The following is a 24,234-nucleotide window of genomic DNA, read 5'->3' on the forward strand; positions in this document are numbered from 1 at the left end:
GAGCCGTAAGAGCCGCCGGAGCCGTAGCACTCGCAGCGTACGGCCGGCGCGTTGCCCGTGGGCGTCAGCCCTCGGGCAGGCGGTCCAGCTCCTCCCCGATGGCGACGCGCAGTGCGTCGTGCCGGTCCGCCAGCTCGTACCGGCTCCCCCTCCAGTACTCCTCCTGCTCGTACCGCCACACCGGCATCCGGACCATGTCGGCGGGCTCCCACTCGTAGCGCGGCCAGATGTGGGCGTGCAGGTACGGGTCGGTGTTGCCCAGGATCTCGATGTTCACCCGGCGGAAGGCGGGGTCGAGCCGGCGGCAGGCCCGTTCGACGGCCTCGGCGAGCCGGTCCATGTCGGCGAGGTACGCCGTCCTGCGCGCCCGGGGCAGGTCCGAGAGCCGGGTCACCGACGGGTCGTCGGTCAGCAGCACCGCGTACCCGGGGAGGAACTGCCGGTCGCCGATCACGGCGAATCCCTGGTCGAGGCGGCGCAGGACGGTCGGGTTCTCGCCCCGATGGGCGCTGCCGATGCGGTCGTTGCGCCAGTCGGCGGGGCGACTGCCGTTGTGGTTCCCGCTGTTGCCGTGGTTGCCGTTGGTCATCCCGGGACCCTAGTCGACCGCCTGCGGGACGCCGCCCCGGGGATGACCGCCCGCTGCGCCCGTGGCTCTCAGGTTCCCCCTGTCATACCTGAGAGCTATCCGCAAAGACCGCTCCCCAGCGGGACGCCGACGATGCCCCTCAATTCCTAACTTCAGAACCGGAGAAGACGCGAGGTCAGCCCCTCGCGAGTTCAGCCCCTCCGGATCGAACGAAGGAAAGGGACCCGCCATGACCCGCCCCGCAGGACGCCCCGCAGGACGCCCCGCAGGACGCACAGCAGGTCGCCCCGAAGGCGGCCGTGCCGGACGCCCCCGCGGCCGTCTGCGTCGCACCCTGCTGGCCGGCCTCGTCGCCGCGGCCGTCGTCCTCCCCGTGTCCGCCGCCGCCTCTCCCGACGTCCCGGCGCCCGCGCCCGTCGCCTTCGCCGAACACACCGCGCTCCCGGACCGGTACGCCGGCAACCGCGCCAACCTCGCGGAGGCGGCCCGCATGGCGCAGGACGCCGGCCGCACGGGCCGTGCCGCGAAGCTGCGCGCCATGGGGGCCGACGGGACGGCCCGGTTCCTCGCGTTCGACGGCCGCGGCAAGGGGCGGGCCGTCGAGGTGCTCGGCGATCTGGAGACCGCCGACCGGGTCGCCGTCCTGGTGCCCGGTTCCGACACCACGCTGGACACCTACCAGAGGTTCCGTGCCGGGGCGGTCGCCCTGCAGCAGCGCCTCCAGGCCGAGCACCCGCGCTCCGCCGTGGTCGCCTGGCTCGGGTACGACACCCCCGGCACGGTGAGCACGACCGTCCTGACCGCGGACCGGGCCGATGCTGCTGCCGCCGAACTGGGCCCTTTCCTCGTGCGCTTGGGGCAGGCCGCCGCTCCCCACGCCCGGCTCTCGCTGCTGTGCCACTCGTACGGCTCGGTGGTCTGCGCCCGGACCGGCACCGGCCCCCAGGTCACCGACATCGCCCTGTTCGGCAGTCCGGGCACGGGCGCCGGATCCGCCGCCGAACTGCCGACCGGCGCCCGGGTCTGGGCCGGGCGCGGCGGCGCCGACTGGATCGGCCATGTCCCCCATGTCCGCCTGGGCGGGATCGGCTTCGGCACCGACCCCGTCGACCCCGCCTTCGGGGCCCGGCCCTTCGACGCCGGCCCCGGCGGGCACAGCGACTACCTCAAGCCCGGCACCGCGTCCCTCGACAGCCTGACCCGCATCGCCTTGGCCACCGCCGCCCCGACCACCCCGGAGGTACCCCGTGCGTAAGCTCCGCGCCCGCTGGTCCGTCCTCGCGGACCGCATCGACGCCGGCACACCGCCCGACCGGGACCGGACCGTGGACGCGCTGCGGGCCTTCGCGATCCTCGGCGTGGTGCTGGGCCACTGGCTGGTGACCGCCCTGACCGCCGCCGACGGCGGCCTGAGCACCACCAGTCCGCTGGCCCATCTGCCCTGGCTGGCGCCGGTGTCCTGGCTGTTCCAGACGCTGGCCGTGTTCTTCCTGGTCGGCGGCCATGTCGCCGCCCGCGGCCACGCCTCGGCGCGGGAGCGCGGGGTCCCGTACGGGGTGTGGGTCGGACAGCGGCTGTCCCGGCTGTTCCGGCCGGTCGCCGCGGTACTCGTCCTCTGGGCCGTCACGGCGGGCGGGATGCTGCTCGGCGGGGCCGCACCGGGCACCGTCCAGACCCTGGTCAAACTCGTGCTCTCCCCCCTCTGGTTCCTCCTCGTCTTCGCCGTGCTCACCGCCGCCACCCCGCTCGTGGCCCGGCTCCATCCGCTGTGGCCGCTGGCGGTGGTGGCGGGCGTGGACGTGTGGCGGTTCGGCCTCGGCGGGCCCGAGTGGATCGGCTGGGTCAATGTGGCCGCCGGCTGGCTCGTCCCCTACACCCTGGGCGCCGCCTGGTCCCGCGGGGCGTTCGCCCGGCGGACCCCGGCCGCGCTGCTGGTGGGCGGGGGCGCGGCGGCCGCCTTGGGGCTCGTTCTGTGGGGCGGGTATCCGGCGTCCATGGTCGGTGTCCCCGGGGCGCCGATATCGAACCTGAACCCGCCGACGCTGGCCGCCGTCGCCTTCGGCCTGGCCCAGTGCGGGCTGGCCCTGCTGCTCCGCGGGCCGCTGGACCGGGCCATGCGGCGGCCCCGGGCCTGGGCGAAGGTGGCGCTGATGAACCTGTCCGCGATGACGATCTTCCTGTGGCACCAGACCGCGATGATGGCCGTCACCGCCCTCGGGCTGCTGGCCCCCTTCGATCTGCCCGGGCTGCACACCGTGCCCGACTCCGTGCAGTGGATAGCCGCCCGGCTGCTGTGGCTGCCGGTGTTCGCCGCCGCGCTGGGCGTCTGCTGGGCCGCGTTCCGCACGTACGAGCAGACCCGGCGGCCGAAGGCCGCCACCACGGCCGCCGCCGTCCGCCGACCCCGGATGACCCCCGCCAAGGAAGTCAGCCATGTCTAGGGCCCGCCTTAGCCTGGGCGACGTGAACCAGCAGACCGAGCCGCCCGCCGCCGAGGACCGCACCTTCCTTCTGCACGGTCTGGCCCGGGAGTTGTTCACCCTGAGGCGGGATCCCCTCCCGAAGATGTCCCGGCCCCGCTGGCTGGCCTGGCTGCCGCATGTGGTCCTCACCTACGCGGCCATCCCCTGCGGGGTCCTGACGGGGATGCAGCTGAATGATCACTACGGGGTCTACGGCGCGGCCGTGCTGGGGCTGTCGCTGCTGACGTCCGCGTCGGTCCTGCTCAGCATGGTCCGGCCGATCGCCGCCTGGTGGCTCGGCCTCGTCACCACGACTCTGGTCGCCTGGGCCATCCACGACCATGTCGGTCAGGGGCAGTCCTGGCCGTGGACGCCCTCCGGGCCGTTCACGTTCGCGCCCCTGATCCTGATGGTCGCGCTGCGGGTGCCGCCCCGGGTGACCGCCTGGGTCATCGGCATCACGCTCGGCCTGTCCGGACTGGCCGAGGCCGTGCTCAGGCCGCCGCACAGCCAGACCATCGTCGCGGTCGTGGCCATCCTCTTCGGGTTCGTGGGCATCCTCGGGTACGCCCTGCGGGCCACGCGCCTGGCCCGCGGCAAGCTCGTCGAGCAGGAGACGCTCACCGAGGAGGAGCGGGCCCAGCGCACCCTGCTGGAGGAGCGCAACCGGATCGCCCGCGAGCTGCACGACGTCGTCGCCCACCACATGTCGGTGATCTCCATCCAGGCGCAGGTCGCCCCGCACCTGGTGGAGAACCCCTCCGCGGAGCTCAAGGAGAACCTGGCCGGGATCCGGGAGAACGCCCTGGAGGCGCTGACGGAACTGCGCCGGGTCCTGGGCGTGCTGCGCTCCGAGCAGCCGGACGATCCGGCGAACCCGCACCATCCGCAGCCCACCCTCGCCGAACTGGACGGCCTCGTGGACAACGTGCGCGGCGCCGGGCTGGACGTCACCACCGAGATCGCGGGCATCCGGCGGCCGCTCGCCCCGGGCGTCGAGCTCACCGCGTACCGGATCGTGCAGGAGGCGCTGAGCAACTGTCTGCGCCATGCCCCCGGTTCGCGGGTGGAGGTCGGTATCGCGTACGGGCCGCGCGAACTGCACCTGTGCATCGCCAACAGCGCGCCGACCCGGCCGGCGCCGCCCTCTCACGGTGCCGGACACGGTCTGCTGGGGATGCGGGAGCGGGCGGGCATGCTGGGGGGCGAGCTCGCCGCCGGTCCGCGCCCCGGCGGCGGGTACGAGGTGAGCGCCGTGCTCCCCATGGATCCCGAGACGAAGAAGGACGCAGAAGAAGCATGAGCACTCCGGCCGACCCGATCAGGGTGATGATCGCCGACGACCAGATGATGGTCCGGCAGGGCTTCACCGTCCTCCTCAACGCCCAGCCCGACATCGAGGTCGTCGGCCAGGCCGTGGACGGCGCCGACGCGGTGGCGAAGGTCGGCGAACTCGGCCCGGACGTGGTCCTGATGGACATCCGCATGCCGGGGATGGGCGGCATCGAGGCCACCTCCGTCATCACGGCCGCCCCGGACGCCACCGTCAAGGTGCTGGTGCTGACCACCTTCGACCTCGACGAGTACGTGTACGAGGCGCTGCGCGCCGGGGCCTCCGGGTTCCTCCTGAAGGACGCGTCGGCCGACCAGCTCGCGGAGGCGGTCCGGGTGGTGGCCGCCGGCGAGGCGCTGCTCTCGCCGAACATCACCAAGCGGCTGATCACGGAGTTCTCCCGGATGGGGGCGCCGCGGGCGCCCTCGAAGGCGCGGATCGATGAGCTGACCGAGCGGGAGACCGAGGTGCTGTCGCTGATCGCGCAGGGCCTGTCCAACGCGGAGATCGCCGGGCACCTGGTCGTGGCCGAGCAGACCGTGAAGACCCATGTGGGCCGGATCCTGGTGAAGCTGGGCCTGCGGGACCGCACCCAGGCCGCGGTGTTCGCGTACGAGACGGGGCTGGTCCGTCCGACGGGCTACTGAGTGGCCCGGGTAGTACTTGAGAGGGAGGCCGGGATATCCCCTTCAGCGGCGACGCGGACGAGGGGGCGGCCGACCTACGGTGTGTGTATGACCGAGACGACCTCCCGGGTGACCCCCCGGGCACCCGAGTTCCGGATGGCCTCCGGCCTGTTCCAGAGCCTGCGCCAGGATCTGATCACGGACGCCTTCGCGTACCGGCCGCTGTCGCCGATGCGCACGGACGGGCCGGTGACGCGGCGGCTCCCGGAGCGGATACGGCCGTCGCTGGCCCATCTGCCGCATGCGGTCGTGGGTCTCCTGGCGTTCCTCGTGGTGATGCTCACGTCCACCAGCACCGACGAGTTCGTCGCGCCGAGCAACTCGCTCGTGATGGGGCTGATCGCTGCCACGCCGGTGCTGATGACCCTGGTGCGGCCCGTGGGGGCGTTCTGGGCGGCGGGGGCCGCCACCGGGGTGCTCGCGGTGGTCGGCGCCAGCAACGACGTGTGGCCCTGGTCGCCGGGTGCCTTCGCCTCCTTCTTCCTCACGGTGACCATCGCGGCGATGCGGACCAGGCCTCGGGCGGCCGGCTGGATGTGGGTGATCACCCTGGGGATGGGGCTCGCGATACCGCTCGTGCTCGGCCGGGGGGAGCCCGTCGAAATCATGCCCATGGCCTTCCTCTTGGCGGTTTCCCTGCTGGTGGTCACGGTCCGCAACATCCGCCGGGCGGCGGAGCAGGAGGTCAGCGCGCAGCAGGAGGTGACGGCCGTCGAGCGGGACCGGCGGACGCTGCTGGAGGAGCGGACGACGATCGCGCGGGAGCTGCACGACGTGGTGGCCCACCACATGTCGGTGGTGGCGATCCAGGCGGAGGCCGCGCCGTACCGGGTGAAGAACCCGCCGCCGGAGCTGGAGGCGGCGTTCGTCACCATCCGGGAGAACGCGGTGGCGGCGCTGACGGAACTGCGCCGGGTGCTGGGTGTGGTGCGCTCCGCGGACTACGAGGCGCCGGACGCCCCGCAGCCGACGCTGGCCTCGCTGGACGGGCTGCTGGCCAATGTGCGGGAGGCCGGGCTGAGCGTGGAGAAGACGGTCACGGGTGCGGTGCGGGAGCTGCCGCCGGGCGTCGAGCTGTCGGCGTACCGGATCATCCAGGAGGCGCTGAGCAACACCCTGCGCCATGCACCGGGGGCGGCGGCCTCGGTCGAGGTCTCGTACGTGCTGGGCGGGTTGGGCATACGGGTCGTCAATGCGGCGGCGACCGGGGACGTGCGGCCTTCGGCCGGCGCCGGGCACGGGATCACCGGGATGCAGGAGCGGGTGGCCATGCTGGAGGGGGAGATGACGGCCGGGGAGACCGCGGCGGGCGGGTACGAGGTGGCGGTGTTCATACCGGTGCGCGGACGGCAGGACGGGGCGCAGGAGTCGGCGCAGGCGTCAGGGCAGGAATCGGGGAAGTCGGCATGACGATCAGGGTCCTCATCGTCGATGACCAGATGATGGTCCGGGAGGGCTTCTCCGTCCTGCTGAACGCGATGGACGGCATCGAGGTGGTCGGCGAGGCGGTGGACGGCCGCGAGGCCATCGCCCAGGTGGCGGCGCTGCAGCCGGACGTGGTGCTGATGGACATCCGGATGCCGGTGATGAACGGGCTGGAGGCGACACGGGAGATCGTCGCCTCCGACACGGACGCGAAGGTGCTGGTCCTGACGACCTTCGACCTCGACGAGTACGTGTACCAGGCCCTGCGGGCCGGGGCCTCCGGGTTCCTGCTCAAGGACGCCTCGGCGCGGCAGCTGGCCGACGGGGTGCGGGTGGTGGCGTCCGGTGAGGCGCTGCTGGCACCCACGGTCACCAAGCGGCTGATCCTCGAGTTCTCGAAGCTCTCGACCCCGCCGAAGCTCGCGGATCCGGCGGGGGTCGCGGAGCTGACGGAGCGGGAGACGGAGGTGCTGGTGCTGATCGCGCAGGGACTGTCCAACGCGGAGATAGCGGACCGGCTCATCGTCGCGGAGTCCACGATCAAGACGCACGTGAGCCGCATCCTGGTGAAGCTGGGCCTGCGCGACCGCACCCAGGCCGCGGTCTTCGCCTACGAGACCCGCCTGGTGACTCCGGCGTGAGCCACCGCAACATGACGGCGAGTCACGCCGTGTGCGGGGAGACGTCCTAGGCTGCGGGGATGGGCTTTGATCCGTGGGATGCCGCGTTTGTCGCCGATCCGTACCCCGCCTACCGGGAGCTGCGCGAACAGGGCCGCGCCCTGTGGTTCGAGGCCACCGGGCAGTGGCTGGTGCCGCACTACGCCGATGTGAGCGCGCTGCTGCGCGACCGCCGGCTGGGCCGGACCTACCTGCACCGCTTCTCGCACGAGGAGTTCGGGCGCGAGGCCCCGCCCCCGGAGCACGAGCCGTTCCACGTCCTCAACGGGAACGGCCTGTTGGACCTGGAGGACCCCGCCCACGCACGCGTGCGGCGGCTGGTGTCCAAGGCGTTCACCCCGCGGACCGTGGAGCAACTCGCCCCCGCCGTGGACCGGCTCGCCCGGGAGCTGGTCGGGCAGCTCCTCGCCGACGGGGGCGGGGACCTGTTGACCGTCGTCGCCGAGCCCCTGCCCGTGGCGGTGATCGCCGAGCTGCTCGGGGTGCCCGAGTCCGATCGGGCGCTGCTGCGGCCCTGGTCGGCGGACATCTGCGGGATGTTCGAGCTCCGGCCGGACGAGGAGACCGCACAGCGGGCGGTGCGGGCGAGCGTGGAGTTCAGCGCGTATCTGCGCGAGCTGATCGCGGAGCGACGGGGGGAGCCCGGCGAGGATTTGATCTCCGGTCTGATCGCCGCCCACGATGAGGAGGGCCGGCTCAGCGAGCAGGAGATGATCTCCACCTGCGTGCTCCTGCTGAACGCCGGCCACGAGGCCACCGTGAACACCACCGTCAACGGCTGGTGGACCCTTTTCCGGCACCCCGAGCAGCGCGCCTCGCTCGATTCCGAAAAGTTGTCCACAGCTGTGGATGAACTGATGCGCTACGACACTCCCCTGCAGATGTTCGAGCGCTGGGTGCTGGACGACATCCGGATCGGCGACACGGTCGTCCCCCGCGGAGCCGAGGTCGCACTGTTGTTCGGGTCCGCGAACCGGGATCCCGCCCGGTTCGACGACCCCGACGCCCTGGACCTCGTACGGGCCGACAACCCGCATCTGAGCTTCGGGGCCGGGATCCACTACTGCCTGGGCGCTCCGCTCGCGCGGCGCGAGCTGACCGCCTCGTTCGGGGCCCTGCTGGCAGACGGCGTCCCGCCCCTGAAGCTCGTACGGGAGCCTCGGTGGCGGGACGGGTACGTCATCCGCGGTCTGGAAGAACTCCTCGTGGAGTTCTGACGGGGTCCTACGCGGCCAGGTCGCGGCGGCGCAGTGCCGTCAGGCCGGCCGCCAGCAGGGCCGCCGCCAGCGCGGTCAGCGCACACAACGGGGCCCAGGCCACGGCCTCCGCGCCCGGCAGCTTGGGCAGGTGGGCGAAGGGCGAGAGGTTCAGGACGGCCTGGGGGAGGTTCAGCGCCGGGCCGATCCAGCCCAGCGTCAGCGCCGTCCCGGCCACCGCCCAGGCGGCCACCGCGTACCTCGGGGCGGCGCCGTGCAGGAGGGCCGCGAGGGCGCCGATCACCCACACCGCCGGGAGTTGGGCCAGGCAGGCGCCGACGGCCGCTCCCACGTCCCGGCCGTGCCCGATGCCCAGGCCCAGCCCCGCCAGCAGCAGGATCAGCGCCGAGCCGCCGAACGCCACGGCCAGGTGGCCGCCGGCCCACCGCAGCCGGCCGACCGCGTTCGCGAGCAGCGGTTCGGCGCGCTGCCCCGACTCCTCGCCGCTGAGGCGCAGCACCGCCGAGACGATGTACAGGGCGGCGACCATGCCGAGCATCCCGGCCATCGTCGCGAGGAAGGCGTCGGCGATACCGCTCTGCCCGCCCATCCGCTCGATGATCTCGCGGGTCCGCTCGTTGTCGCCGACCAACTGCGTGGCCCCGTCCGTCATCCCGCCGAACACCACCCCCGCCACCAGGAACCCGAGGCTCCAGCCGATCAGGCTGCCCCGCTGGAGCCGCCAGGCCAGCGCCCCCGCGCTGCCCAGCCGGCCCTCCGCCGGTCCCGGCCGGGCCGGCAGGAAGCTCATGCCGAGGTCACGGCGGCCGGCCAGCGCGTACGCCGCCGCCACCTGCACCGCCACGGCGGCTGCGAACAGGCCGAGCACCCACCAGCGCTCGGCCGCGAAGGCCCGTACGTGCTCCAGCCAGCCCAGCGGAGACACCCAGGTCAGCGCGCTCGAACCCCCGGCGCTCCCGGCGTCCCCGGCGGCGCGCAGCACGAAGGCCGCGCCGATCAGTGCACCCGCGAGCCCCTTCGCGAGCCGCGCGCTCTCGGTGAGCTGCGCGGCGATGGCGGCCAGGGCCGCGAACAGCATGCCGGTGGCGCCGATGCCCACCCCGAGGGCGAGCGCACCGCCCGCACCGCGCCCGGCGAGTCCGCCCGTCACCAGGAGCGCGGCTAGCACATTGGCCGTCAGTGCCGCCAGCAGCGCGGCCGTCAGCGGCGCCCGCCGCCCCACCATCGCGGCGGAGAGCAGTTCCTGACGTCCGGTCTCCTCCTCCTCGCGGGTGTGCCGGACCACGACGACCAGGCTCATGATCCCGGCGAGCACCCCGGCGAAGATGCCGCCGCGCCATGCGGTCAGGGCGCCGATCGAGTCGCCGAAGACCGGCCCGTACAGGGCGCGCAGCGAGCCGTTGGTGTTCATCGTGCCGAGCAGGCGGGCCCGTTCGGCGGCCGTCCCGTACACCGACTCGAGCGAGGCGGGCAGGCTGAGCACCGTCATCGCCACGACCATGATCCAGACCGGCATCATCACGCGGTCGCGGCGGAGCGCGAGCCGCAGCAGCGTCCCGGTGCCGGCCAGCTGGTTCTTCATCGCGACACGCCCGCCTTCACGTTCCCGGTCCCGTTCCCGCTCACGTTCGCGTCGTCCGCGTCTTCGGCGTAGTGCCGCAGGAAGAGCTCCTCCAGCGTGGGCGGGGTCGAGGTCAGCGACCGCACACCGGACTCGGCGAGCGAGCGCAGTACGGCGTCCAGCTTGTCCGTGTCGGCCTGGAGGCGGACCTTCAGCCCCTGCACCTCCACGTCGTACACGCCTGGCAGGTGCGCGAGGCCGTTCGGCGGGCCGGCGAGCTCGGCGCTGATCGACGTACGGGTCAGGTGCCGCAGATCGGCCAGCGTTCCCGTCTCCACCGTGCGGCCCTTGCGGATGATGCTGACCCGGTCGCAGAGGGTCTCGACCTCGCTGAGGACGTGCGAGCTGAGCAGGACGGTCCGCCCGGCGGCGCGCACCTCGGCGACACAGGCCTGGAAGACCTCCTCCATCAGCGGGTCCAGCCCGGAGGTGGGCTCGTCGAGGATGAGCAGCTCGGCCTCGGAGGCGAAGGCGGCGACGAGCGCGACCTTCTGCCGGTTGCCCTTGGAGTACGTGCGCCCCTTCTTGGTGGGGTCCAGTTCGAACCGCTCGACGAGCTCGGCGCGCCGGGCCCGGTCCAGGCCGCCGCGGAGGCGCCCGTAGAGGTCGATGACCTCGCCGCCGGAGAGGTTGCGCCACAGGGTGACGTCGCCGGGGACGTAGGCGACACGGCGGTGCAGTTCCACGGCGTCGGCCCAGGGGTCGCCGCCGAGCAGCTCGGCGGTTCCGGAGTCGGCGCGCAGCAGGCCCAGCAGGACCCGGATGGTGGTGGACTTGCCGGCGCCGTTGGGGCCGAGGAAGCCGTGGACCTCGCCGGTGGCCACGGAGAGGTCGAGTCCGTCCAGTGCGTGGGTGCGGCCGAACGCCTTGCGCAGTCCGGCGACGCTGATTGCCTTCGTCATGATTCTGAACGTACGCTACTTTCACAAACTTGTGAAGCTAGGGAAACGTATAAAGTCAGGAGGGTGGCGGACGACATGGATGCACAGGCGCAGGACGTACGGAGCGAGGAAGCGGTCTCCCGCTTCGTGGAGCGGTTCGCCGCGCAGCTCACCGAGGCGGGGATGCAGCGGATGGCCTCACGGGTCTTCGCGCAGCTGCTCGCGAGCGACAGCGGGGCGATGACCTCGGCGGAGCTGAGCGAGGCGCTGCAGATCAGTCCGGCGGCGGTGTCGGGGGCGGTGGCGTACCTGACGCAGGTGACCATGATCAGCCGGGAGCGGGAGCCGGGCTCGCGGCGGGACCGCTACGTGCTGCACAACGAGCTCTGGTACGCGACGTTCACCCGGCGGGACCAGGTGCTGACCCTCTTCGAGAAGACGCTGCGCGACGGGGTCGCCGGGCTCGGCGCGGACAGTCCGGCGGGAGTGCGGATGGCGGAGACGGCCGAGTTCTTCGAGTTCCTGCAGAGTGAGATGGCCGGGCTGATGGACCGCTGGCGGGCCCACCGGGCCACCCTGAACCTCCCGTAGCCCCCGTAGCCCCCGTAGCCGCCAGGCCCTGCCCGGGCGGGGCCGGATGTCCCCGGCGGGCAGGGCCCGCCGGGGACAGGGGTCAGCGGGGGACCGTCAGGGACCAGGCCGCCGGGCGCAGCGTCCAGGTGCGGCGGCGGACCGGACCCGCCACCAGCGCGTCCGCCCGGTAGCGGAAGTCGGATCCCGACACCGTCACCGAACCTGCCCTCGCCAGCAGCGAAGGCCCGCCGGCCACCCGGACCGTCACCTCCGCCACACCGTCGGACGACACCGGCACCACCCGGATGCCCTCCACCACCCGGTCCACGTCCACCAGGACCCGCCCGTCCACCTCCACCCGCAGCCGGCGGCCCGCCGGAGCGCCCGCCGGGACCAGCGTCCGCACCAGCGAGCGGTACGCACTCCAGACGGACGGCCGCGCCACCGCCCGGACGGGTGGAATCCGCAGATCCCCGAGCACCACCCCGTCGCTGTCGTCCACCAGCAGGTCGCACGTCCGGACGGACCCGTCCAGCACCGTCCGCGCCGCCGCCACCGCGGACAGCGGCACGCCCAGGGACCGGGCCAGCCCCAGCGAGCCCGCGGGACCGACCGGGACCAGCGACAGGGCGCCCTCGCCCAGCCCCCGCGCCCGGTACAGCAACCCCACGGCCCGTACCAGCGCCCGGTCGTCGCCCACGATCACCGGCTGGCGATGACCCCGGCGGGCAAGTGCCCGCGCAAACTCCTCCTGCGAGTCCGGGAGGCAGATTTTCGCTGCCGCGCCCGCTGACAGAACATCCTTCGCGATCCGCACGGACTCGCCGTCAAGACGGCGGGCGACCGGGTCGACGAGCACGAGCAGGCCGCCTACCGGCGCGCCCGCATGGCTCATGGTGGGCTCTGGAGCCGACACCTCGGTCCTTCCTCGGGTAGCATCTTTGTGCAAGAGGCCCTTGCGCTATTGCGCCAGGGCCTTCGTCTATTCCGGGGCACCGGTCCGACGGCTCAGCCTGCGGTGTACATCGTCGTACGCCCCCTGACCTTGGACATGCCCCATCCGGAAGAGGTGTACGCCTGTGCCCGCTCTTGTGCTGCTCGGAGCTCAGTGGGGTGACGAGGGCAAGGGAAAGGCCACCGACCTGCTCGGTGGATCCGTTGACTATGTGGTGCGCTACCAGGGCGGCAACAACGCCGGCCACACGGTCGTCGTAGGCGACCAGAAGTATGCACTGCACCTTCTCCCTTCCGGCATCCTCTCCCCCGGATGCACACCTGTCATCGGCAACGGGGTCGTCGTCGACCCGGCCGTCCTGCTCTCCGAGCTGCGCGGTCTGAACGAGCGCGGCATCGACACCTCCAAGCTGCTGATCAGCGGTAACGCGCACCTGATCACGCCGTACAACGTCACCCTCGACAAGGTCGGCGAGCGCTTCCTCGGCAAGCGCAAGATCGGTACGACCGGCCGCGGCATCGGCCCGACGTACGCGGACAAGATCAACCGCATCGGCATCCGCGTCCAGGACCTGTACGACGAGTCGATCCTCGTCCAGAAGGTGGAAGCGGCGCTCGAGGGCAAGAACCAGCTCCTCGCGAAGCTCTACAACCGCCGCGCCATCGAGGCCGCCGCGATCGTGGAGGAGATGCTCCAGTACGCGGAGCAGATCAAGCCGTACGTCGCCGACACCACGCTGATCCTCAACAACGCGCTCGACGAGGACAAGGTCGTGCTGTTCGAGGGCGGCCAGGGCACCCTGCTCGACGTCGACCACGGCACGTACCCCTTCGTCACCTCCTCGAACCCGACCGCCGGCGGCGCCTGCACCGGCACCGGCGTGGGCCCGACGAAGATCAGCCGCGTCATCGGCATCCTCAAGGCCTACACGACCCGCGTCGGCGCCGGCCCGTTCCCGACCGAGCTGTTCGACCAGGACGGCGAGGACCTGCGCCGCATCGGCGGCGAGCGCGGCGTGACCACCGGCCGCGACCGCCGCTGCGGCTGGTTCGACGCGCCGATCGCCCGTTACGCCACCCGCGTGAACGGCCTGACGGACTTCTTCCTCACCAAGCTGGACGTGCTGACCGGCTGGGAGCAGATCCCGGTCTGCGTCGCGTACGAGATCGACGGCAAGCGCGTCGAGGAGCTCCCGTACTCGCAGACGGACTTCCACCACGCGAAGCCGATCTACGAAAACCTCCCCGGCTGGTCCGAGGACATCACCAAGGCCAAGACGTTCTCGGACCTCCCGAAGAACGCCCAGGCGTACGTGAAGGCCCTCGAGGAGATGTCGGGCGCCCCGATCTCCGCGATCGGCGTCGGCCCCGGCCGTACCGAGACGATCGAGATCAACTCGTTCCTGTAGCAGCACCACGGAGGGGCGGTGCGCCGTGTGGTGCGCCGCCCCTCCGGCGTGTCCGCCGCCGGAAGGCCGTGGGAGCCCCTGGCCGGTAAACTGGTGCCATCAGGCCCGCGCTGTTCAACCGCGGGAGCGCACCGCTCGGTCGGGCCCCCGCGAGGGTGCGAGCACTTCTCCCCCCAACGGCATGCGCACACGTCGCGCGCCAGTCGCGGGCAACTCCCTTTAGCTCGCACAGGAGTTTGCCATGAGCAACGTCCTGCCGCGGGCCGCGGCCCTTGCTGCCGCAGCCCTCCTGGCAACCACCGGCGCCTCACTGGGCGCCGCCCAGGCGTCGGCCTTGCCGACAGCCACCCCTACTTGCAGAGTGGCCGACCTGGACCTGGCCATCGGCGCGCGTGAACGCGCCGGAGGATCGGTCAATTACCCGATCCTGTTCACCAACACCACAGGCCACACCTGCGCGTTGCGCGGATATCCGGGCGTCAGCGTCACGGATGCCAGGCACCACCAGATCGGCACCTCCGCGATCCGCACCGGCGAGCCGATCAGCACGGTGTTCCTCGGCCCCGACGACACGGTGACCGCGATCATGCGCACCAACAGCCGGTCCGTTGCACCGAACTGCCGGCAGACGTCGTCCTACGTCAAGGTCTACCCGCCGAACAGCGGCGTGGCCGTGGAGATCCCCTACAACCTGCGGGTGTGCGGAATGTTCGAGATAAGCCCGGTGGAAGCCTCGGACTGAGCGCCGGCCGCACGGCAGTGCCGAAGGGGCGGTGTGCCCTACGGCACACCGCCCCTTGGCGTCATTTCGAGAACCTGCGGGCTACTTGGACTCGTAGTACCCGAACATGTCGACGATCAGGTCCACGTTGTTGTAGCTCTGGTTCCAGAGGTCGATGACACCGTGCTCGCCGGAGCTCGCCTGGACCAGGTTCGGAACGGTCTTGAACGCCGTCCAGTTCAGCACCGAGGAGACCGGACGCTCCGGCCAGACCGCCGTGCCGTTCTTGTACTGGTCCAGCGTGTTGGGGTCCGGAGCGACCGACAGGAAGCCGGGGCTGACGGTGTTGGTGACCGTGGTGTTCAACACGTAGCCCTCGATGCCCTGCTCATCGGGGGAGATCGCCATGTGCATGTAGCCGCGGGAGGGCACCGGCCCGCCCTTCCACTCGATCAGGCGGGTGTCCAGCCACCGGTGCGGGGTGAGCGGCATGTACGCCGCCTTGCTGTCGGGGCTGTAGTAGCCGACGACGTCGACGATGACGTCGGTGCCCTTCCAGCTGCCGTTGCGGATGCTGATCTTGCCGTCCGCGCCGACCGGCACGATCACCGAGTTGGCGATGGTCTGACCGGCGCTGAAGTTCACGCTGGAGGTGGTCGGCGCCGACTGCCCGCTCGGGAAGACGGTCACGTGGCCGGCCTCCTGCGGGTTGGTGACGGTCACGTTGAGCGCGACGGCGGTGGCGCCCTTCGGCACGCTCCCGCGGTCGGCGATCTGGACCCCGAACGACCCGTAGCCCGAAACCTGGCCCTTCGACGTGCCGAGGCCCTCACGGGTGTCGACGAACCGGGAAGGCGCCAGCGAGGTGTACCCGGCGGCGGAGGAACGGGTGAAGTACCCCGTCACATCCGCGATCAGGTCGACGGGCGCCCAGCCGCCGTTGAACAGCTCCACGTAGCCGTCGGTGCTGACCGGCACGATCACCATGTTCGGAACCGACTGCCCGGCCTCGTAGTTCAGGTTCGACGTGGTCGGCACCGCACCCCCCTTGGGGTACGCCGTGATGTGGCCGGCCTCGACGGTGTTGGTGACGGTGACGTTGAGCGCCACGGCGGTGATGTTCTCGTCCGGGATGCCGGCGACGCCCTTGATCTTCACCTGGGCACTGCTGCGGCCGCCGACCTTCGCCCTCGCCGCACCGGTGCCGCTGCGGGTGTCCAGCAGCCGGGTGGGCGCGTGCGCGACGAAGTCGGAGCCGACCGTGCGGATCAGGACGTCGTTGGCCGCCTGCACCTGGTTGGCCGTGTCGACCACCGTCACGGTGACCTTGTAGTCGCCGAGCTCGGCGTACGCGTGGCTGTGCTTGAGCTGGGTGCTGCCGGAGGCCTGGGCCTCGACCTTGGTCCCGTCACCCCAGTCGACGGTGACGGTCAGCGGCGCGGCGGCGCTCGTGATGTCGGTCACGAGGTCGAGCCCGTGGGCGCTGTGGGCGCTGGCGTTGAGGTGGATGCCGAGGTCCGGGTTGCCCTCGGCGGCCTGGGCCTGCGCGGCGGCGCTCTTGCCCTTGCCCGCGGGCAGCGGCGTACGGACCGTACGGTCGGCAGCGCTGGAGAAGGTCTGGGCGTTGGCCGCCTTGGCCTTGCCCAGGTCCACCGTCGGCGCGGACACCGCGCGAGTGGCGGGCGCGACCGGGTCGGCCGCGTGGGCCGTCCCCGATACGAGGCCTACGCCCGCCGCCACGAGGGCAGCGGAAAACATGACACGGCGACGGAGCACCGTACCCCCCTTGGTCTGGTGCGAACCTTGAACAGGTTCGAAAGCTCAGCCAGAGTACAGACGGTCAGCGTCTTGATCCATAGGGTTCTTGTGCGAATCCGATCAGGGCGTCGATTGCGGCCTTGACCTGGGAGATCGGCACTTCGCGGGCCGTGAGGTGTTCGAACAGGCTCGGGACGAACGGGGCCAGGAGCAGATGTGCCAGGACCGGGGCGTCGGCCTCCGGGCGGGCCTGCCGCAGCAGCATCGCGACGTGCGTGTGCATGGTCAGGTACGCACCGCTGGCGTACCGGGCGCCCGGTGACGCGGCCTCGGCCACGGCCATCACGGCACGCTGCTCGACGAGCCGTTCGGCCAGGGTGTGCAGGAAGGCGCGCAGCCGGACCGCGGGCGGCGCGTCGGGGCCGAGCGGAGCCGGCCCGCTCATGAAGGCCTCCTGGAAGCGCCGCTCGTCATCGTCGAGCAGCGCGAACAGCAGGCTGCTCACGTCGCCGAAGCGGCGGTAGACGGTCCCGACCCCCATGCACGCGGCATGGGCGACGGCGTTCATGGTCACGGCGTCCGGCCCCTGCTCGGCGACCAGCCGCGCGGCCGCGTCCAGGATCTTCCGCCGGTTCCTGGCGGCGTCCGCGCGCTCGGGCGGGGCCTGTCCCGTGACCGGGAGTTCGATGCGGCTCATACCCAGAGGCTACCGGACACCCCTTGCCAAGCGGATGACTATCCGCTTTACTCGCACCCATCGAACCGGATAGCAATCCACTTACAGATGAGGTCCTCACCATGAGCGCCAAGGTCGCGGTCGTCTACTACTCCTCCACCGGAAACGTCCACGAGCTCGCGAAGGCCGTGGCCGAAGGCGCCGAGAAGGCGGGCGCCGAGGTCCGCCTGCGCCGGGTGCCCGAGCTCGCCCCCGATGCGGCCATCGACTCCAACCCGGCCTGGCGCCGGCACGTCGAGGACACCGAGGACGTCGAGGTCGCCACCCTGGACGACCTCGTCTGGGCCAACGCGTACGCGATCGGCTCGCCGACCCGGTACGGCAACATCGCGGGCCAGCTGAAGCAGTTCCTCGACACCACGGGCGGCCTCTGGCAGCAGGGCGCCCTCGCCGACAAGCCGGCCACCGGCTTCACCAGCGCCCACAACGCGCACGGCGGCAACGAGTCCACGCTGCTCGCCCTCTACAACACGTTCCACCACTGGGGCTCGGTCATCGTCTCGCCCGGCTTCACCAACCCGGTCGTCTTCGGCGCCGGCGGCAACCCGTACGGCACCTCGCACCCGGCCAGCAGCGGCGCCGTCAGCGAGGAGACCCTGACCGCGGCCCGCTACCAGGGCGAGCGCCTGGCCACCTTCGCCGCCCGCCTGGCCGCCACCGCCAACCAGGTCGAGACGGCCTAGCCCAGGCCTAGCCCAGGAGGGCCGCCGTGCACTCCTCGGCGAGGTCCTCGGCGTGCCGCGGCAGGGGCGCCCCCGCGCGCAGGTGGCGGCGGACCACGGAGAGCGGCAGGTCGACCAGGGCCACCGCGACCCGGTCCCGGGCCTGCTCGTCCGTGGCGCCCAGCGCCCCGGCGAGGCCGCCCAGGGTGGCGAACACCCGGCCGTTGCCGGCGTCGGCCCGCGCGGTGTGCCCCTCGGACCAGTCGGCGCGCCCGAAGTCGGCGGCGCCGTAGAGGAGGAGGCAGGCCTCCTCCGTGTTCTCCCGGCTCCAGCCCACCACGTACCGGGAGCCGGCGCGCGCCGCGCGGCGAGGATCGGCCTCGGCGGCGAGCACGGCCAAGTAGCCCTGCTGGAACCGCTCCACGGTCCGCAGCCACACCTCGGCGAGCAGCGCCGTACGCCCGGCGAAGCGGTGGTAGACCGATCCGCTCGGCGCGCCGACGGCCTGGGCGACCGCCGACATGGTCACGGCGGCCGGCCCTCCGGCGGCGGCGAGCCGGACGGCGGCGTCGAGGAGCTGGTCGGTGTCGAAGCGGGGTGGTCGCGCCATGAATCAGAGAGTACTCTCCAATTTATTAGAGAGCCGTCTCTAATAATGGTGAGGGGAGGACGCATGGGCGTCCACAACGTGCACGAGCGCCTGCTGCCCGCGAAGGGGAGCGAGGTGGGTGCACTCATCGACACCCTGGCGAGCGGGGACGACGACCTGCTGTGGCCGGGCCGGGACTGGTCCCCGATGGAGTTCGACCGCCCGCTGGGCCCCGGTGCGACGGGGGGCCACGGGCCGGTGCGCTACACCGTGGCCGGGTACGCGCCCGGGCGCTGGATCCGCTTCGAGTTCACCGGACCACGAGGGTTCCACGGCCACCACGAGCTGGCCGTGCTGCCCGCAGGCCCGGACAGCACCCGGCTGCACCACACCCTCTCCATGTCCCCGCGCGGCCTGGCCCGCATCACCTGGCCACTGGCCTTCCGGCCCCTGCACGACGCCTGCCTGGAGGACGGCCTCGACCGCGCCGAGCTCGCCTGCACGGGCAGGGTGGCCCGCCCGGCACGCTGGTCGCCGTACGTGCGCTTCCTGCGCGCCCTGGCCGCGCTGGCAACCCGCTGAGGCGTGGGGAAGTCGGGGACCTGTCGCCGAGCGCGGCGGAGCGGGTCGAGTGAACCTGGCCGCCCGGTCGGGTGAGCACGGGGCCGGTCCGCCTTCCCCGGCGATCAGCGCCGCCCTACAACTCGGGTGTGCTCACCAAAACCCTCCGCACCCTCGCGGTACTCACCACGGTCGCGCTCACCACCACGGCCGCGCAGGCGGCAGTGCCGACACCGCGGGCCATCGACGCCTCCCGCTTCGAGCTGGTCAACTCCGAGCTGAACGTGTGCCTGGAGTGGAACGGCGACCACGACGTCGCCGTGTACGGCTGCAGCAGCTCCCCGGGACAGCGGTGGTACAGCCCCGATCACGTGACCATCCGCAGCTCCGTGACGGGAGCCTGCCTGGCGAGCGCCGACTACGAAGAAGTGGTCCTCGCCGACTGCGACGGCAGCCGCGGTCAGAAGTGGAACGAGGAACGCCAAGGCCTCGTCAACGACGGCGACGGCCACTGCCTGACGGTCGAGCGGGGCTGGGTCATCATGGCGCGGTGCGGTGTGACCAGCGGCCAGACCTGGGACTTCGTGCAGTAGCCGGCTCCGGCCACCGGCCCTTACGCCCCCGCGGCCCAGCCCGCGAAGTCGGCCCAGGCCGCGGGAGCCACGGCCAGGGTCGGGCCGGCGAGGTCCTTGGAGTCCCGGACGTGCACGGCGTGCGGGCAGGCGGCCACCTCGACACAGTCCCCACCACCGCCGTCGCTGTAGCTCGACTTGAACCACTGCAGGGTGCTGGTGCTCATTTCCGTTCTCCTGCCAACCGCTGGATGAGTTCCAGAGATTCATCGGGGCTCAGTGCCTGCGAGCGGATCTTCGCATACCGCTGCGCCAGTCGGGACACCTTTGCCGGGTTACTGATGAGGATGCCCTCGTCGTTGATTTCCATGTAGACGACGTGTTGGTGATCCCCGGTTTCCACCACTTTCATCGGGCCGCGCTCGCCCGCGTGGGAGCCCTTCAGGCCCCGGTGCTTGGACAGGACCTGCACCGATACGTTGTCGCGTTGGGCATCCTCCGCGAGCGACAGAAGCTGCCCCCGTTGGACGTCCCAGCCCCCGTACGGACGCTCGAGAACCCCTTCTTCGACGATCAGTTCGAGCATCGCGATCGGGTCGCGATCGAACAGCGCCTTACGCGCCATCCGGGCCTCGACGAGCTCCTCCGCCCTGGTGTCGGACACCGGCGGATAGCTGCCCTTGAACACCGCCCGGGCGTACGACTCCGTCTGGAACAGGCCGTCCATCACCATCGTCTGGTACGAGGAGAGCATCAGGGCCTCGGCTTCCACCTGCGAGAACTTCCGGAAGCGGACCGGGTACTTCTCCATCAGGACGTACTTCCGCGCGGTCTCGAAGAAGCCGCGGCGGTCGCCGATCGCCACCTCCAGGCCCACCAGCATCTTGTCGCTCACCGGCTGTGCACCCGTCTCCATGGCGCTGATCGCCGAGCCGGTGTAGCCGGTCATCTCCCCCACCTCCACCTGCGTCAGCTTCTTCTCCAGCCGGAGGATGCGGGCGATCTCCGCGACGTACGACGTCGTCGGTCGCTCGTCTTCGTTGTCGTTTTCCTTGTCCTTGTTGGCGCCGGCCTTCGGCATGGTGAACACCCCCGAACCGAAACGAACTCAAATGGTCTCCAGCGCATCGCGCGCCCTCCCAGACTTCTCACCTATCAAGTCCGAGACGTAGAAAACGGTAGACCTGAGCCATCACGCTGGGGCCATGAACACTGAAAGTCACGCGCCCAACTCCCGCACGCCCAGCTGGATTCCGTCCACCGGAATCGGAATTCGCAAGGCGGGAGTGCTATTTGACGCTGTACGTGTGGACGGTGACATGGGGCGCGACCTGGCCGACCTCCTCGTCACGCTCACTGGCGGTGACCCCGGGCCGATCGTCGTGCAGGCCAACGGGAAGCGGCCCGTGTACTTCCTGATCCCCGTCGGGAGTGCCGCGTACCGGATCTGGCCACCGGGCTTCACGCGGCTCGCGTCAGGGCCGCGCCGGACCACCTACATCCCCGTCCCGGCCCTCGACGGCGCCTGGCCGCTGGCTTGGCGGTGTCCGCCGAGGCGGGAGGACCGGTTCGTGCACGCCCTGCTGCTGTACCGGGCCGCCGGCCTCTACCAGGCCAGCTGCGAGATCTCCTCGGCCACCACCGCGCAGGCGTCCGCCGCCGGGTCGATCAGCGGGAAGTGACCGACGCCGTCCAGCAGGGTCAGGCCCACGGTCTCCCCGGCCTTCGCCGCGGCGGCCACGTACGACTCGGCCACCTCCGGCGGGACCACGATGTCCTCCCGGCCGTGGACGACGGTCGTGGCGATCCCGGTCGGCAGCAGGGCCGCCGGGTCCGCGAACGGCAGGCGCTCCGCCCACTGGTCGGCGCCGCCCAGCAGCTGCGCGGACGCACCCCCGCACACACCCAGTTCCTCCGCGGCCACGAAGTCCGCGATGGGGGCCAGTGCCACCACGCCGCGCAGCAGCGGCGGGGAAGGCAGCCTCCAGGCGGCCGGGGACTCGGGCGGCAGGACGTGCCGGGCTGCCGCCCACAGGGCGAGGTGGCCGCCCGCCGAGTGGCCGGTGATGACCGTACGGCGGGGGTCGGCCTGCGGGAGGTGGGCCGAAGCCAGGCCCGGGAGGGCGTCCATCGCGGCGGCGACGTCGTCGAAGGTCTCCGGCCAGCGGCCGGCCACGTGGCCCTCGGCGTTCTGGCGGGGCAGGGAACTGCCGCGCCGGTACTCGACGTTGGCGACGGCGAAACCCCGGCGGGCCAGGAAGTCCGCGAGCGGGGTGATGTGGTGCCGGTCGTACGGGGCCCGCCAGGCACCGCCATGCAGGACCACGACCAGCGGGGCCGCGCCCGTCGCGGCGGCGCCGCGCGGGACGTAGAAGTCGATCACCTGGTCGGGGTGGTCCCCGTACGACCCGGTCGCGTCGGGGGCGACCGGCGGGTGGGAGAAGGCCGAGGCGGCCTCAGCGGCGTCCCGTTCGACTGCGGGGTCCGTCATCGGCTCAACCTCTCGGTAACGCGTGGGACTGGTGTTCCGGCAGAGCGGGACCGTATCAGGCCGGAACAGGACCGTCCGTGGTGGGCGGCGGCCAGGGACGGAATGTGCAGGGGCGGACGGGGCCGAAGCCCCGCCCGCCCGGTTGCCGTGACGTTTCGCCGCTACATCACCCGAAAATGTGACCCAGTGTCCGGGCGGCACGCTCCGCATCGGCGAAACCGACGTAGAGCGGGGTGAACCCGAAGCGCAGGACGTCCGGGGCACGGAAGTCCCCGATCACCCCGCGGGAGATCAGGTCGTCCATGACCTCACGGGCGTTCTCGGTGCGCAGGGAGACCTGGCTGCCGCGCCGGTCGTGCTCGGCCGGGGTGACCGATTCGACCTTGCCGGCCGGCACGTACGCCGCCACGCACTCCAGGAAGAAGTCCGTCAGGGCCAGGGACTTGGCCCGTACGGCTTCCACCGCGACCCCGTCCCAGGCATCGAGCGCGGCTTCCAGGGCCAGCATGGACAGGATGTCCGGGGTGCCGACCCGGCCGCGTATCGCGCCGGCCGCCGGGGCGTAGTCCGGGGTCATCGCGAAGGGTTCCGCGTGGCCGTTCCAGCCGGGGAGCGGGGAGTCGAAGGCCCCCTGGTGGCGTGCGGCGATGTAGAGGTACGCCGGGGAACCGGGGCCGCCGTTCAGGTACTTGTACGTACAGCCGACCGCGAGGTCGACCCCGTGCTCGTCGAGGTCGACGGGCAGGGCGCCGGCCGAGTGGCACAGGTCCCAGACGGTGACGGCCCCGGCGGCGCGGGCCGCCGTGGTGAGGGCCGGGAGGTCGTGGAGGCGGCCGGTGCGGTAGTCGACGTGGTTGAGCAGGACGACGGCGGTGTCCTCCCCCATCGCCTCGGCCGCGTGGGACGGGTCGACCGGGACGACGGTGAGGCCGGTCATCCGGGCGGCCGACTCGGCGATGTACCCGTCGGTGGGGAAGGTGGACGCGTCGACCAGCAGCTGCGTGCGGCCGGGGCGGGCCAGGCGGGCGGCGCCGACCAGGGCCTTGAACAGGTTGACGCTGGTGGAGTCGCCGACGACCGTCTGGCCGGGGGCGGCGCCGATGAGCGGGGACAGCTTGTCGCCGATCCGCTCGGGGGCGGTCCACCAGGTGCCGGCGCTCCAGGACTGGATGAGCTCCGTGCCCCACTCGTGGGTGATGACCTGGGCGATGCGCTGCGCGACGCCGGTCGGGAGGGCTCCCAGGGAGTTGCCGTCCAGGTAGACGACGCCGTCGGGCAGGGTGAAGCGGTCGCGGAGCTTGCCGAGCTCGTCGGCGGTGTCCAGTTCCGCGGCGCGGGCCGCCAGGTCGCCCTTCGTCGGCTCAGACATGGCTTCGCGCCGTCCAGAGCTCGGGGAAGACGTTCTTCGTGGCGCGCTTCTCGAGCCAGGTCACGCCGGCCGAGCCGCCCGTGCCGGTCTTGGCGCCCATCGCGCGGCGGGTGGCGACCAGGTGGTCGTTGCGCCAGCGCCAGACGAGCTCCGCCACGTCCGTGAGGACCTCGCCGAGGCGGTGGAGGTCGAGCTCGGCGTCGGGGTCCGCGTACAGGGAGGTCCAGACGGCCTCGACCTCGGGCGAGGGCTCGTACCGCTGGGAGAGGTCGCGGTCCAGGACCGTCTGCGGGACCGGCAGGCCGCGGCGGGCCAGCAGGCGCAGCACCTCGTCGTAGAGGCTGGGCTCCTGGAGGGCCTTCTCGAGCTCCGCGTGGACGCGCGGGGCGCCGCGGTGCGGGACGAGCATGGAGGCCGACTTCTCGCCGAGCAGGAACTCCATCCGGCGGTACATCGCCGACTGGAAACCGGAGCCCTCGCCGAGGGCGGCGCGGTAGGCGTTGAACTGGCCCGGGGTGAGCTGGGCGAGCGGTCGCCAGGAGGCGTTGAGGGCCTCGAGCTCGCGGAGGGATCGTTTCAGCGCATCCATCGCGACGGGGATGCGGTCCTCGCGGAGGGCCTTCGCGGCCGTCTCCCATTCGTGGACGATGACCGTGAACCACAGCTCCATGACCTGGGTCGTCACCAGGAAGACCATCTCGCCCGGGTCGTCCGAGCGCAGGTGCTGGAGGTGGGTGAGGACGTCCGCCTGGACGTAGTCCTCGTACGGGGTCGTGCCGGCGAAGTCGAGGTTCGGGGTGTCCGAACCGGCTCCGGAGGCATCAAGGGTGTTCGACATCGCTGTCTCCTCGACACGTGCTTCCGGGTAGCGGTCCGCCCCTTCCGATGGGTGAGTGGAGCCCCGGTCCCCTGCCCGCATCATAGGACCGGTTGGCGGATTCCCTC

Annotated in this window: 26 protein-coding genes; 14 read left to right on the forward strand and 12 right to left on the reverse strand. The window is 71.8% G+C overall.

The window, feature by feature from the left end; genetic code table 11:
- Window positions 1–64: 64 nt before the first annotated feature.
- A complete protein-coding gene (locus OG299_RS18905; RefSeq protein ID WP_266627116.1) occupies window positions 65–589 on the reverse strand; it encodes an HIT family protein in 525 nt (174 codons plus the stop codon).
- Window positions 590–818: 229 nt separating this feature from the next.
- Between OG299_RS18905 and OG299_RS18910 the strand changes: the two genes are divergently transcribed.
- The 7 genes from OG299_RS18910 to OG299_RS18940 all read left to right on the forward strand — a co-directional run bounded on the left by OG299_RS18910 (window position 819) and on the right by OG299_RS18940 (window position 8,392).
- Complete coding sequence (locus OG299_RS18910) at window positions 819–1,844, forward strand: alpha/beta hydrolase (protein ID WP_327362077.1); 1,026 nt, start codon at window positions 819–821, stop codon at window positions 1,842–1,844.
- A complete protein-coding gene (locus tag OG299_RS18915; protein ID WP_327362078.1) occupies window positions 1,837–3,030 on the forward strand; it encodes an acyltransferase family protein in 1,194 nt (397 codons plus the stop codon). Before OG299_RS18910 ends, OG299_RS18915 begins: the two co-directional genes overlap by 8 nt.
- 22 nt (window positions 3,031–3,052) lie before the next feature.
- Complete coding sequence (locus OG299_RS18920; RefSeq protein WP_327362079.1) at window positions 3,053–4,354, forward strand: sensor histidine kinase; 1,302 nt, start codon at window positions 3,053–3,055, stop codon at window positions 4,352–4,354.
- Complete coding sequence (locus OG299_RS18925) at window positions 4,351–5,031, forward strand: response regulator (RefSeq protein ID WP_266627124.1); 681 nt, start codon at window positions 4,351–4,353, stop codon at window positions 5,029–5,031. The genes OG299_RS18920 and OG299_RS18925 overlap by 4 nt, the downstream gene beginning before the upstream one ends.
- Window positions 5,032–5,118: 87 nt before the next feature.
- Window positions 5,119–6,480 carry a sensor histidine kinase gene (locus tag OG299_RS18930; RefSeq protein WP_266627126.1) on the forward strand — a complete coding sequence of 454 codons (1,362 nt, stop codon included), beginning with the start codon at window positions 5,119–5,121 and terminating at the stop codon, window positions 6,478–6,480.
- A complete protein-coding gene (locus tag OG299_RS18935) occupies window positions 6,477–7,136 on the forward strand; it encodes a response regulator (RefSeq protein ID WP_266627128.1) in 660 nt (219 codons plus the stop codon). Before OG299_RS18930 ends, OG299_RS18935 begins: the two co-directional genes overlap by 4 nt.
- Before the next feature lie 59 nt (window positions 7,137–7,195).
- Window positions 7,196–8,392 carry a cytochrome P450 gene (locus OG299_RS18940; protein ID WP_266627130.1) on the forward strand — a complete coding sequence of 399 codons (1,197 nt, stop codon included), beginning with the start codon at window positions 7,196–7,198 and terminating at the stop codon, window positions 8,390–8,392.
- 7 nt (window positions 8,393–8,399) lie between these two features.
- Here the strand turns inward: OG299_RS18940 and OG299_RS18945 are convergent, their stop codons facing one another.
- Together OG299_RS18945 and OG299_RS18950 are read right to left on the reverse strand one after the other, a co-directional pair.
- Complete coding sequence (locus OG299_RS18945; protein WP_327362080.1) at window positions 8,400–9,974, reverse strand: ABC transporter permease; 1,575 nt, start codon at window positions 9,972–9,974, stop codon at window positions 8,400–8,402.
- Window positions 9,971–10,915 (reverse strand): ABC transporter ATP-binding protein, encoded by a 945-nt coding sequence (locus tag OG299_RS18950; RefSeq protein ID WP_327362081.1) that lies wholly within the window; start codon window positions 10,913–10,915, stop codon window positions 9,971–9,973. Before OG299_RS18950 ends, OG299_RS18945 begins: the two co-directional genes overlap by 4 nt.
- 75 nt (window positions 10,916–10,990) lie before the next feature.
- Between OG299_RS18950 and OG299_RS18955 the strand changes: the two genes are divergently transcribed.
- Window positions 10,991–11,485 carry a GbsR/MarR family transcriptional regulator gene (locus tag OG299_RS18955; RefSeq protein WP_327364549.1) on the forward strand — a complete coding sequence of 165 codons (495 nt, stop codon included), beginning with the start codon at window positions 10,991–10,993 and terminating at the stop codon, window positions 11,483–11,485.
- 82 nt (window positions 11,486–11,567) lie between these two features.
- Here the strand turns inward: OG299_RS18955 and OG299_RS18960 are convergent, their stop codons facing one another.
- Window positions 11,568–12,362 carry a diacylglycerol kinase family protein gene (locus tag OG299_RS18960; RefSeq protein ID WP_266633364.1) on the reverse strand — a complete coding sequence of 265 codons (795 nt, stop codon included), beginning with the start codon at window positions 12,360–12,362 and terminating at the stop codon, window positions 11,568–11,570.
- A 184-nt stretch (window positions 12,363–12,546) separates the two neighbouring features.
- Between OG299_RS18960 and OG299_RS18965 the strand changes: the two genes are divergently transcribed.
- Together OG299_RS18965 and OG299_RS18970 are read left to right on the forward strand one after the other, a co-directional pair.
- Window positions 12,547–13,830, forward strand: coding sequence for an adenylosuccinate synthase (locus OG299_RS18965; RefSeq protein ID WP_266627135.1), 1,284 nt, complete (start codon window positions 12,547–12,549; stop codon window positions 13,828–13,830).
- A 241-nt stretch (window positions 13,831–14,071) separates the two neighbouring features.
- Window positions 14,072–14,572: a DUF4232 domain-containing protein gene (locus OG299_RS18970; protein WP_327362082.1), complete on the forward strand. Its 501-nt coding sequence runs from the start codon at window positions 14,072–14,074 to the stop codon at window positions 14,570–14,572.
- 81 nt (window positions 14,573–14,653) lie between these two features.
- Here OG299_RS18970 and OG299_RS18975 read toward each other — a convergent pair whose 3' ends face one another.
- Window positions 14,654–16,291 (reverse strand): PKD domain-containing protein, encoded by a 1,638-nt coding sequence (locus OG299_RS18975; protein WP_327362083.1) that lies wholly within the window; start codon window positions 16,289–16,291, stop codon window positions 14,654–14,656.
- Between the two features lie 100 nt (window positions 16,292–16,391).
- On the reverse strand, window positions 16,392–17,006 hold the full coding sequence (locus OG299_RS18980) for a TetR/AcrR family transcriptional regulator (protein WP_327362084.1): 615 nt from the start codon (window positions 17,004–17,006) through the stop codon (window positions 16,392–16,394).
- Between the two features lie 101 nt (window positions 17,007–17,107).
- On the opposite strand from OG299_RS18980, the gene wrbA reads away from it, so the two are divergent.
- Window positions 17,108–17,728: an NAD(P)H:quinone oxidoreductase gene (wrbA, locus tag OG299_RS18985; protein WP_266627143.1), complete on the forward strand. Its 621-nt coding sequence runs from the start codon at window positions 17,108–17,110 to the stop codon at window positions 17,726–17,728.
- 7 nt (window positions 17,729–17,735) lie between these two features.
- On the opposite strand, the gene OG299_RS18990 is transcribed toward wrbA, so the two are convergent.
- Window positions 17,736–18,317, reverse strand: a complete 582-nt coding sequence (locus OG299_RS18990) for a TetR/AcrR family transcriptional regulator (protein ID WP_266627145.1) — start codon at window positions 18,315–18,317, stop codon at window positions 17,736–17,738.
- A gap of 63 nt (window positions 18,318–18,380) precedes the next feature.
- On the opposite strand from OG299_RS18990, the gene OG299_RS18995 reads away from it, so the two are divergent.
- Together OG299_RS18995 and OG299_RS19000 are read left to right on the forward strand one after the other, a co-directional pair.
- Window positions 18,381–18,878: an SRPBCC family protein gene (locus tag OG299_RS18995; RefSeq protein WP_266627147.1), complete on the forward strand. Its 498-nt coding sequence runs from the start codon at window positions 18,381–18,383 to the stop codon at window positions 18,876–18,878.
- A gap of 128 nt (window positions 18,879–19,006) precedes the next feature.
- Window positions 19,007–19,450 (forward strand): RICIN domain-containing protein, encoded by a 444-nt coding sequence (locus OG299_RS19000; RefSeq protein WP_327362085.1) that lies wholly within the window; start codon window positions 19,007–19,009, stop codon window positions 19,448–19,450.
- 20 nt (window positions 19,451–19,470) lie between these two features.
- On the opposite strand, the gene OG299_RS19005 is transcribed toward OG299_RS19000, so the two are convergent.
- On the reverse strand, window positions 19,471–19,656 hold the full coding sequence (locus OG299_RS19005) for a DUF397 domain-containing protein (RefSeq protein WP_327362086.1): 186 nt from the start codon (window positions 19,654–19,656) through the stop codon (window positions 19,471–19,473).
- Entirely contained in the window at window positions 19,653–20,510 is an 858-nt protein-coding gene (locus OG299_RS19010; protein ID WP_327364550.1) for a helix-turn-helix domain-containing protein, read from the reverse strand. The genes OG299_RS19005 and OG299_RS19010 overlap by 4 nt, the downstream gene beginning before the upstream one ends.
- 226 nt (window positions 20,511–20,736) lie before the next feature.
- On the opposite strand from OG299_RS19010, the gene OG299_RS19015 reads away from it, so the two are divergent.
- Complete coding sequence (locus OG299_RS19015; RefSeq protein ID WP_323179041.1) at window positions 20,737–21,111, forward strand: hypothetical protein; 375 nt, start codon at window positions 20,737–20,739, stop codon at window positions 21,109–21,111.
- On the opposite strand, the gene OG299_RS19020 is transcribed toward OG299_RS19015, so the two are convergent.
- The 3 genes from OG299_RS19020 to OG299_RS19030 all read right to left on the reverse strand — a co-directional run bounded on the left by OG299_RS19020 (window position 21,036) and on the right by OG299_RS19030 (window position 24,127).
- Window positions 21,036–21,920: an alpha/beta hydrolase family protein gene (locus OG299_RS19020; protein ID WP_327362087.1), complete on the reverse strand. Its 885-nt coding sequence runs from the start codon at window positions 21,918–21,920 to the stop codon at window positions 21,036–21,038. The genes OG299_RS19015 and OG299_RS19020 overlap by 76 nt on opposite strands.
- Before the next feature lie 166 nt (window positions 21,921–22,086).
- The gene (gene kynU, locus OG299_RS19025) at window positions 22,087–23,289 is read right to left on the reverse strand and encodes a kynureninase (protein ID WP_327362088.1); all 1,203 of its coding nucleotides are present in this window, start codon (window positions 23,287–23,289) and stop codon (window positions 22,087–22,089) included.
- Window positions 23,282–24,127 (reverse strand): tryptophan 2,3-dioxygenase family protein, encoded by an 846-nt coding sequence (locus tag OG299_RS19030; RefSeq protein ID WP_266627160.1) that lies wholly within the window; start codon window positions 24,125–24,127, stop codon window positions 23,282–23,284. The genes kynU and OG299_RS19030 overlap by 8 nt, the downstream gene beginning before the upstream one ends.
- Window positions 24,128–24,234: the final 107 nt, after the last annotated feature.

Source organism: Streptomyces sp. NBC_01296 (assembly GCF_035984415.1).
In the GTDB taxonomy this organism is placed as follows: domain Bacteria; phylum Actinomycetota; class Actinomycetes; order Streptomycetales; family Streptomycetaceae; genus Streptomyces.

Coding starts and splice junctions, on each gene's coding strand:
- OG299_RS18905 (WP_266627116.1), bottom strand. CDS start 589: ATGACCAACGGCAACCACGGCAACAGCGGGAACCACAACGGCAGTCGC.
- OG299_RS18910 (WP_327362077.1), top strand. CDS start 819: ATGACCCGCCCCGCAGGACGCCCCGCAGGACGCCCCGCAGGACGCACA.
- OG299_RS18925 (WP_266627124.1), top strand. CDS start 4,351: ATGAGCACTCCGGCCGACCCGATCAGGGTGATGATCGCCGACGACCAG.
- OG299_RS18930 (WP_266627126.1), top strand. CDS start 5,119: ATGACCGAGACGACCTCCCGGGTGACCCCCCGGGCACCCGAGTTCCGG.
- OG299_RS18935 (WP_266627128.1), top strand. CDS start 6,477: ATGACGATCAGGGTCCTCATCGTCGATGACCAGATGATGGTCCGGGAG.
- OG299_RS18940 (WP_266627130.1), top strand. CDS start 7,196: ATGGGCTTTGATCCGTGGGATGCCGCGTTTGTCGCCGATCCGTACCCC.
- OG299_RS18945 (WP_327362080.1), bottom strand. CDS start 9,974: ATGAAGAACCAGCTGGCCGGCACCGGGACGCTGCTGCGGCTCGCGCTC.
- OG299_RS18950 (WP_327362081.1), bottom strand. CDS start 10,915: ATGACGAAGGCAATCAGCGTCGCCGGACTGCGCAAGGCGTTCGGCCGC.
- OG299_RS18955 (WP_327364549.1), top strand. CDS start 10,991: ATGGATGCACAGGCGCAGGACGTACGGAGCGAGGAAGCGGTCTCCCGC.
- OG299_RS18960 (WP_266633364.1), bottom strand. CDS start 12,362: ATGAGCCATGCGGGCGCGCCGGTAGGCGGCCTGCTCGTGCTCGTCGAC.
- OG299_RS18970 (WP_327362082.1), top strand. CDS start 14,072: ATGAGCAACGTCCTGCCGCGGGCCGCGGCCCTTGCTGCCGCAGCCCTC.
- OG299_RS18980 (WP_327362084.1), bottom strand. CDS start 17,006: ATGAGCCGCATCGAACTCCCGGTCACGGGACAGGCCCCGCCCGAGCGC.
- wrbA (WP_266627143.1), top strand. CDS start 17,108: ATGAGCGCCAAGGTCGCGGTCGTCTACTACTCCTCCACCGGAAACGTC.
- OG299_RS18990 (WP_266627145.1), bottom strand. CDS start 18,317: ATGGCGCGACCACCCCGCTTCGACACCGACCAGCTCCTCGACGCCGCC.
- OG299_RS18995 (WP_266627147.1), top strand. CDS start 18,381: ATGGGCGTCCACAACGTGCACGAGCGCCTGCTGCCCGCGAAGGGGAGC.
- OG299_RS19005 (WP_327362086.1), bottom strand. CDS start 19,656: ATGAGCACCAGCACCCTGCAGTGGTTCAAGTCGAGCTACAGCGACGGC.
- OG299_RS19010 (WP_327364550.1), bottom strand. CDS start 20,510: ATGCCGAAGGCCGGCGCCAACAAGGACAAGGAAAACGACAACGAAGAC.
- OG299_RS19020 (WP_327362087.1), bottom strand. CDS start 21,920: ATGACGGACCCCGCAGTCGAACGGGACGCCGCTGAGGCCGCCTCGGCC.
- kynU (WP_327362088.1), bottom strand. CDS start 23,289: ATGTCTGAGCCGACGAAGGGCGACCTGGCGGCCCGCGCCGCGGAACTG.
- OG299_RS19030 (WP_266627160.1), bottom strand. CDS start 24,127: ATGTCGAACACCCTTGATGCCTCCGGAGCCGGTTCGGACACCCCGAAC.